Origin of the sequence: Ruminococcus sp. (assembly GCF_045129435.1) — a bacterium.
GTDB lineage: Bacteria > Bacillota > Clostridia > Oscillospirales > Acutalibacteraceae > Ruminococcoides.
Genome location: NZ_JBGVJL010000175.1, coordinates 1 through 8,843 on the forward strand (window position 1 = coordinate 1; position 8,843 = coordinate 8,843).

Sequence of the window (8,843 nt, forward strand, 5' to 3'; positions counted from 1 at the left end):
AACCTATTCTTTCCTTGATGAAATTACAGGAAAGGCTGATTCCGAAAATTCAGCGGAAAATAAAGATGCTGATACAGAAGGCAAAAACGAAGATTCACAGCCTACAAAAAATCCGCCTGTTACATTTGAACACGAAAATTCAAATATAGACAGCGGCAGATTTAAACTTTATCGTGAGTCAATAGACTTGTTTAAAATTTCGCCTGTATTTGGAATAAGCAACGGCAACATTGTCTTTTACAGTCAGGAATACGCAAACGGTACTCTGAAATATACTTATCACAACAACGACTTACACAACGGATTTTTAACAATTCTCGTTTCAACCGGTGTGCTTGGTTTTGTTATTTTCGGTATATTCGGTTTTCGCTTTGCAAAACACGCCGCACAGCATTTGTTCTTGCAGAAAAAGACATTTAAAAATGACGCTTATCCTTGTATGTTTGCATTTTTAAGTGCTTATCTTTTCTATGCGTTGTTTGAAAAAGCGTTGCTTTATGACATTTCATTTATGGTAATGTGGTTCTGGCTGATTATGGGCTACACAAGCTGCTATATTGCAAAGTTTGAGCCAATGCTTGAAACACGCTATTTATTCCATCAAAAAAGACTCCGCAGAAGTCTGCTTTGATACTTGTATATTTACAATTTTTAGGCTATAATAACCGTAGGTATGTTTACCTGCGGTTTTTATTTTTCTGAAAAGGAATTGATATAAATGAAATACGGTTTTGTAAAAGTGGCGGCAGCTACCCCTAAAATCAGAGTATCCGACTGCAAAAGAAATGCAGACGCAATCATTGCTCAGATTAAAGAGGCTAGTCTTGAGGGTGCCGCACTTATAAATTTTCCCGAATTATGCATAACAGGCTACACTTGTAGCGATTTGTTTTTACAGCAGACTCTTCTTAAAGCCGCTGAAAAATCGGTATATAGAATTATTGAGGAAACCAAAAATCTAAATATTCTTTCGATTGTGAGCGTTCCGGTGGCATTTAGAGAGGCACTTTATAATTGTGCGGCGGTTATTTTTAAGAGCAAATTGCTCGGTCTTGTGCCAAAGGTAAATATTCCGAATTACTCCGAATTTTATGAGGCAAGACACTACACAAGCGGAAAAAATACAGATTTTGAACTTTCATACGCAGGTCAGCAAACTGTGCTTACGGATAAGGTATTATTCCAGAACAGCAATATGCCTGAGTTTACAGTAGGTGTTGAAATTTGCGAGGACTTATGGGTGGCTCAGTCGCCGTCTATCGCTTTGGCAAAGTCGGGTGCAACTATAATCTGCAATCCGTCAACCTCTGACGATACCATCGGCAAGGCTGAGTACAGACGCTCACTTGTGAAAATGCAGAGCGGTAAGCTTTGCTGTGGATATATTTACACAGACTCGGGATTTGGCGAAAGCACAACAGACACGGTTTATTCCGCTCAGAATATAATATGTGAGAACGCTTCTTTGCTCAGCGAGAGCGAACGCTTTACCACAGGCATTACTTATGCCGACATTGATGTGCAAAAGCTTATGGGTGAACGCAGAAGAATGAGTACATTCTATTCCGACAGCGAAAATATCAGAAGAATTTATTTTGATATGCCGATTACAGACACTAAGCTTGCACGCAAGTTTGAACAGACTCCGTTTGTGCCTTCTGCAAAAGATGACCTCAGCAGAAGATGTAAGGAAATTATCACAATGCAGGCAACAGGTCTTGCTACAAGACTTGCTCACACAGGCATTAAGAATGTAGTTTTAGGCTTGTCCGGCGGACTCGACAGTACACTTGCACTCATCGTGTGTGTTCACGCTTTTGATATGCTCGGTATTGACAGAAAGAACATTCACACAGTAACAATGCCTTGTTTTGGTACAACAAAGCGTACCAAATCAAATGCCGAAAAGCTCGCTGAAGCTTATGATGTTTCTTTTGAAGAAATAAACATCACAGCGGCGGTAAGACAGCACTTTATTGATATTAAACACGATGAAAGTGTAACCGATATTACCTATGAAAATTCACAGGCAAGAGAGCGTACCAAAATTTTAATGAATCTTTCAAACAAATACGGCGGTCTTGTAATCGGCACCGGCGATTTGTCGGAGCTTGCACTTGGCTGGGCGACCTATAACGGCGACCATATGAGTATGTATGCGGTAAATGTTTCTATCCCAAAAACTTTAGTGCGTTATCTCACAGCCTATGAAGCAGAAATCAGCAGCGGCGTGTTAAAAGAAGTTTTGCTTGATGTACTCGACACACCTGTAAGTCCTGAGCTTTTGCCGCCTGATAAAAACGGTGAAATTGCTCAGAAAACCGAAGATGTGGTAGGTCCGTATGAATTGCACGATTTTTTCCTTTATTACTTTGTTCGTTTTGGATTTACTCCGTCAAAAATCTACTACCTTGCAAAGCGTTCGTTTGCAGGCAAGTATGACAACGATACTATTAAAAAATGGCTGTTTACATTCTTAAAGAGATTTTTCTCTCAGCAGTTCAAGCGTAGCTGTCTGCCGGATGGTCCAAAGGTTGGTTCGGTAACGCTTTCTCCTCGTTCAGACTGGAGAATGCCGAGTGACGCAAGTGTGAGAATGTGGCTTGATGAGCTTGAAAATCAGTAATTCTGAAATTCAAGGGGGCATTTTGTGAAATATTTTATTAAACGAGATGTTTGTGCGGATTTTGGTGCTTTTGAAATTTACGATGAATCGGGTATTGAAAAGTATCTTGCGGAGTTTTCAAAAAGCAAGCGAAGTCGAAAAATCATTATTCACAGCATAAACGAAACCTTTGTAAAAATCAGATGCTTGCAAGTATCTAATATTATCGCCTGCAATATTAACGCGGGTGGTAAAAAGATGCGACTTTTAATGGGCGTGAATCACAACGAGCTTATTTGTATGTGTTCAGGTGTAAACTGGAAAATCTGCGGTAATGTGGCAGAAAAAAGTTTTTCTGTTTTAGATGTTGATAACTCCGTTATAGCAACGCAAAAAAGAGTTTTTTCACGCACAGAAAGCTATGAGCTTGATGTGTATTCACCTCAAAATGAACTGTTATGTATATCAATGGCGGTTTGCATAAATATGCTCAATACAGTTGACAATCCCGTCAGACAGGCGGTATAATTATTAAGTACCCGAAATCTGTCGGGTTATAAAGTATAGATTCACAGGGGAGGATTTATTATGGACAGATTACTACAGCTTTTAAGCACAAACTCAGGCTTTACTACTGCCGAAATAGCGACAATGCTCGGTGAGCCGGAAGATTATATTAAAGCCCAGATTAAAGAGTATGAAACTCAGGGCATTATCAAGGGTTATCAGGCGGTTGTAAACTGGGAAAATACCAAGGAAAACTATGTTGAGGCACTTATTGAGCTGAAGGTTACTCCTAAAAAGGATGCAGGCTTTGACGAGATGGCGAAAATGTGCATGGCGTTTGACGAGGTAGATTCTGTTTATCTTATGGCTGGTACATATGATTTTGCTCTTATTGTCAAGGGCGAATCTATGCAGGACATCGCTATGTTTGTATCTAAAAAACTCTCCACAATCGACGGAGTGCTTTCAACAGGCACACATTTCATTATGCGTCGCTATAAAGACAGCGGAATGAATCTCATCGATTTTGAAGGGTCGGATGAGAGGAGTTTAATTCTGTGATTGACTATTCAAAATACTTAAATAATTCTATACAAGAAATAAAACCATCAGGTATCCGTAAATTTTTTGACATTGCAAGTGAAATGGACGATGTTATTTCACTCAGCATAGGCGAACCTGATTTTCAGACACCATGGCATATTCGTGAGGAGGGTATAAACTCTCTTAAAAACGGCAAGACATGGTACTCACCAAACCGAGGCTTTGCTCAGCTGCGAGATGAAATTGCCAACTACTACAACAGACGCTTTAATATTTCATATGAGGGTAAAACTCAGGTGCTTGTTACTGTTGGCGGCAGCGAGGCGATTGACCTTGCTTTCAGATGTATGGTTTCCGAGGGTGACGAGGTAATTATTCCTGAGCCGTCATTTGTTTGCTATGAGCCGCTTACTCATATGGCAGGCGGTAAGGCTGTTATTATTAACACCAAGGCAGAAGACGAATTCAGACTCAAGGCAGAGGATCTTGAAAACGCTATTACCGACAAAACAAAGCTTGCTGTTTTGCCTTTCCCAAATAACCCGACCGGTGCTATTATGGAAAAGAAAGACCTTGAGGCTGTTGCCGAGGTAATTAAAAAGCACGATTTGTTTGTGCTTTCAGATGAAATCTACAGTGAGCTTACATACGGCGGTAAAAATCATATTTCTATCGCATCTATTGACGGTATGTACGAGCGTACTGTAGTTATCAACGGCTTTTCAAAATCATATGCAATGACAGGCTGGCGACTCGGCTATGCTTTAGGTCCTGTGCCGATTATTGCACAGATGACAAAGCTTCATCAGTACGGAATTATGTCAGCACCTACTACAGCCCAGTATGCAGCTATTGAGGCTTTACGGAACGGTGATCCCGATGTAGTAAATATGCGTAACGAGTACGATATGCGTCGCCGTCTTGTGGTTGATTCATTCAATGCAATGGGACTTACCTGCTTTGAGCCTTACGGTGCTTTCTATGTATTCCCTTGTATAAAAAGTACAGGAATGACCTCTGAGGACTTCTGTACAAAGCTTATTATGGACAAGCATGTTGCCGTTGTACCGGGTACAGCCTTTGGCGAATGTGGCGAGGGATTTGTGAGAGTTTCTTACTCTTACTCATTAAATCACCTTAAAACTGCCTTACAGCGTATCAAGGACTTTATAGAGGAGCAAAAAAATGGAGATTAAGGTTCTTGCACCTGCAAAAATCAATCTTACGCTTGATGTTACAGGCAAGCGACCCGACGGTTATCACAACATTGCAACAATAATGCAAAGTGTTGATTTGTACGATACAATTACCATTACCGACAATGACAGCGGTAAAATTACAATTTCCTGCAATTACGACGGCGTGCCTTGTGATGAAAAAAATATTTGCTACAAGGCAGCGGAAAAGTTCTTTATAGCCACACGCAATGAGGGACAGGGAGTACACATTGATATAGACAAGATTATTCCCACTCAGGCAGGACTTGCAGGCGGCAGTACCGATGGTGCGGCTGTACTTATGGGACTTAATAAAATGTTTGATGCATTTTTAAAGCCGGAGGAACTGCACGAAATTGCTGAAAAAATTGGTGCAGATGTTCCGTTTTGTCTAGTTGGCGGTACAAAATATGCCACAGGAATTGGCACAACTCTCAAAAAAATGCCAAATTTCTTAGCTTCTCACATTGTTATTTGTAAGCCTGACAGCGTTAGCGTTTCTACCGCTGAGGCATACAAAAAAGTGGATGCGTTAAATCCGCACCCACTTTATACCGATGAAATGATAAAGTCGCTTTTCAGCAGGGATATGTTCAGAATTACCTCTACTCTTTTTAATGATTTTGAACTTGCCTTACAGCTTGAAGAGGTAAACGATATTAAAAGAATTATGTACAAACGCAAGGCACTTGGTGCAAGTATGTCAGGCTCAGGCTCGGCAGTTTTTGCGGTATATAATTCAGAACGCAAGGCTAAAAAATGTGTTGATGCTTTAAAAGAAAAATACGATAAAGTTTTCCTTTGTCATCCAACAAAAGAAGGCTGTAAAATAGTCTGATTTATATCAGACTATTTTTTTGTCCTCCTCTGCTTGCAGGAACATTAACAGAAAGCCTGCAAAAAGAAGTATGCAACTGCACCAGATTGTGTATTGCTTCCAAAAGCCGATTATAATATTTTCAATAACCGCACCGAGTGCAAAGAAGAAAATTACACCGTAATAAATAAGTGATTTTCTAAGACATTCCTTGTCTTTGTTAAAAATAAAGTTAAATAAATTTTGTGTGCCGGAACGCAGATTGCCAATGCACATTGTAGTGGCAGAGGCATTTCCTTTTACCTTTCTGAAGCTTTCAACTTGAATGCCGCAGGCAAAGGAAACCAGCGAATTTGCAATAAGATTATATCTTTGAGAAATAAATCCCACAGAAAACAAAATCACACATTCAAGCAATACTGTGTATTGTCGCCAATGAAGAATATTATCTAATGTGCAAAATCTATGTACAAGCTCGGCGAGTATAATTCCAAAGGCAAATGCAATTACAGGAAAAAGGTATTGCAGCATTTTTGAGTAGTTGCCCTCGGACAGATTGATTGCAAGCAAAATGATGTTGCCCGTCTGTGCATTTGCGAATACTTCACCACGAAAGGTATAGGTGTAGGCGTCCATAAAGCCACCGGATACCGCAAGCAGTATTGCAAGTCGGCGTGACTCAGAAATTTGTCCTCTTAAATTTTTCATAATCTATTCCCCTTAAAATTTTTCCATTTGTATTATAGTACTTTTTATAAAAAATGCAAGTCATTATATAAGAAAAATTGTACTTGTAAATATGTTACTATTTGATATAGTTTTAAACTATAGATAATACTGAATTTTAAGTATTAACACTATTTCAAGGATTGATGTATAATATGTACAGATTTAATTGAGAGGATTTGTAGATATGAAAACTTCAATAATTGGTTATCCGAGAATAGGAAAACTTCGTGAACTTAAATTTGCAAGCGAAAAATATTTTAGAAATGAAATTGAGCAGGCAGAGCTTTTTGATGCAGCAAAAACATTAAGAATTGAAAATCTTACCGAGCAAAAAAACAGCGGACTTGATTTTATACCGTCAAATGATTTTTCTTTTTACGATGGTATGCTTGATACAGCTTTTCTTTTAAATGCTGTTCCGGACAGATACAAGAAATTATGTTTATCTCCGCTTAATGAGTACTTTGCGGCTGCAAGAGGTTATCAAGGCGAAAAGGGCGATGTAAAAGCACTTGCAATGAAAAAGTGGTTTAATACAAATTATCATTATATGGTGCCTGAAATTGATGATAATACAGTATTAAAATTAGCTGATAATAAGCCTTTTGAGCTTTTTAATGAAGCTTTGAAAATCGGAGTAAAAACAACTCCTGTTATTATCGGTCCATATACTTTCCTTACACTCGCAAGATATATCGGTACAAAATCTAAAGAAGATTTTGCAGACAGCATTGCAGAAGTTTATGCTCAGATTATCTGCAAATTAGCAGAAATTGGTGCTGAATGGTTACAGCTTGACGAGCCTTGCCTTGTAAAGGATATGAGCAAAGGTGACATTGAGTTCTTTAATGCACTTTATACTAAGATTCTTGGTAATAAAAATGGCATTAAAATTCGCCTGCAAACATATTTTGGCGATGTAAGAGATTGCTACAATAAAATTTGTGCTCTTGATTTTGACGGAATCGGTCTTGATTTTATTGAGGGCAAAAAAACATTTGAGCTTATTAATAACAATGGTTTTCCAAGTGACAAGGTGCTTTTTGCCGGTGTTGTAAACGGAAAGAATATCTGGAAGAATAACTACGAAAAAACAGTAAATATCTTAAAAGAATTGCAGAGTAAGTCAATTAATACAGTAATCAATACTTCCTGTTCTCTTTTGCATATTCCATACACACTTAAAAATGAAACCAAGCTTTCTGATGAGTACAAAACTCATTTTGCGTATGCAAGCGAGAAGCTTGTTGAACTGGCTGAGCTCAAAAAAATTATTGCTGCTGAAAATTACAGATATTTGCCCGAATATAAAGCAAATATCGCTCTTTTTGCTCAGGCAAGAAGCGGTTGTCATACAAATGTAAAAGAAAAAGTAAATGCTTTGTCTGAAAAAGATTTTACAAGATTACCTGCGTTTGCTGAGCGTGAGAAAATTCAGAAAGAAGAATTCAATTTACCTCTTTTACCTACAACGACTATCGGTTCTTTTCCTCAGACTTCTGATGTCCGTTTAACAAGATCGTCATACAAAAAAGGCAATATTTCCGAAAGCGACTACGAAGAATTTATGAAAGAAAAAATTGCCGAGTGTATCAAACTTCAGGAAAACTTAGGACTTGATGTGCTTGTTCATGGTGAATTTGAAAGAAATGATATGGTAGAATATTTTGGCGAATGTCTTGACGGATACATCTTTACAGAAAAAGCATGGGTACAGTCCTATGGTACAAGATGTGTAAAACCGCCGGTTGTGTGGGGTGATATTTCAAGAGCAAAGCCAATGACCGTAAAATGGTCAACCTATGCTCAGAGCCTTACAGAAAAACCTGTTAAGGGTATGCTTACAGGTCCTGTTACAATACTCAACTGGTCTTTCCCAAGAGAAGATATTTCTCTTAAAGAAAGTGCATATCAGATTGCCCTTGCAATTCGTGATGAAGTGCTCGACCTTGAAGCAAACGGAATTAAAATTATTCAGATTGATGAAGCGGCATTAAGAGAAAAGTTACCATTACGCGGATGTGACTGGAACAAAGAATACCTCGACTGGGCAATAAATGCTTTTCGCCTTGTACATAGCGGAGTAAAACCTGAAACTCAGATACATACCCATATGTGCTATAGCGAGTTTGCCGACATTATTGAAGATATTGATAATATGGACGCTGATGTAATCACATTTGAAGCAAGCCGTTCTGACCTTACACTTCTTGATGTGTTAAAGGCTAAAAACTTCCGTACAGAGGTAGGCCCCGGTGTTTATGATATTCATTCTCCAAGAATTCCGACAGTAGAGGAAATTAAGTCAGCGATAAATAAAATGCTTTCTAAGGTATCATATAATAAATTGTGGGTGAATCCTGATTGCGGTTTAAAAACAAGAGGTAACGAAGAAACTGTGCAGAGCTTGAAAAATCTTGTTGAA

General features: G+C 38.6%; 8 protein-coding genes. 7 read left to right on the forward strand and 1 reads right to left on the reverse strand.

The features are described from left to right. From ACJMMI_RS08070 to ispE, 6 genes are all read left to right on the forward strand, one after another. A partial coding sequence (locus ACJMMI_RS08070) for an O-antigen ligase family protein (RefSeq protein ID WP_405354819.1) occupies positions 1–631 on the forward strand: 631 nt, incomplete at its 5' end. A gap of 87 nt (positions 632–718) precedes the next feature. Next, positions 719–2,626, forward strand: coding sequence for an NAD(+) synthase (locus ACJMMI_RS08075; protein WP_405354821.1), 1,908 nt, complete (start codon positions 719–721; stop codon positions 2,624–2,626). Positions 2,627–2,650: 24 nt separating this feature from the next. After that, positions 2,651–3,133: a hypothetical protein gene (locus ACJMMI_RS08080; protein WP_405354822.1), complete on the forward strand. Its 483-nt coding sequence runs from the start codon at positions 2,651–2,653 to the stop codon at positions 3,131–3,133. Between the two features lie 60 nt (positions 3,134–3,193). Further along, positions 3,194–3,673: an Lrp/AsnC family transcriptional regulator gene (locus ACJMMI_RS08085; RefSeq protein WP_022235051.1), complete on the forward strand. Its 480-nt coding sequence runs from the start codon at positions 3,194–3,196 to the stop codon at positions 3,671–3,673. Further along, complete coding sequence (locus tag ACJMMI_RS08090; RefSeq protein ID WP_405354826.1) at positions 3,673–4,851, forward strand: aminotransferase class I/II-fold pyridoxal phosphate-dependent enzyme; 1,179 nt, start codon at positions 3,673–3,675, stop codon at positions 4,849–4,851. The genes ACJMMI_RS08085 and ACJMMI_RS08090 overlap by 1 nt, the downstream gene beginning before the upstream one ends. Continuing rightward, positions 4,841–5,710, forward strand: a complete 870-nt coding sequence (gene ispE, locus ACJMMI_RS08095) for a 4-(cytidine 5'-diphospho)-2-C-methyl-D-erythritol kinase (RefSeq protein WP_405354823.1) — start codon at positions 4,841–4,843, stop codon at positions 5,708–5,710. Before ACJMMI_RS08090 ends, ispE begins: the two co-directional genes overlap by 11 nt. Before the next feature lie 6 nt (positions 5,711–5,716). Here ispE and ACJMMI_RS08100 read toward each other — a convergent pair whose 3' ends face one another. After that, entirely contained in the window at positions 5,717–6,397 is a 681-nt protein-coding gene (locus ACJMMI_RS08100) for a YoaK family protein (RefSeq protein ID WP_405354824.1), read from the reverse strand. 205 nt (positions 6,398–6,602) lie between these two features. Here ACJMMI_RS08100 and metE point away from each other — a divergent pair. Next, positions 6,603–8,843: 5-methyltetrahydropteroyltriglutamate--homocysteine S-methyltransferase (gene metE, locus ACJMMI_RS08105; RefSeq protein WP_405354825.1), on the forward strand; the 2,241-nt coding region annotated here is incomplete at its 3' end.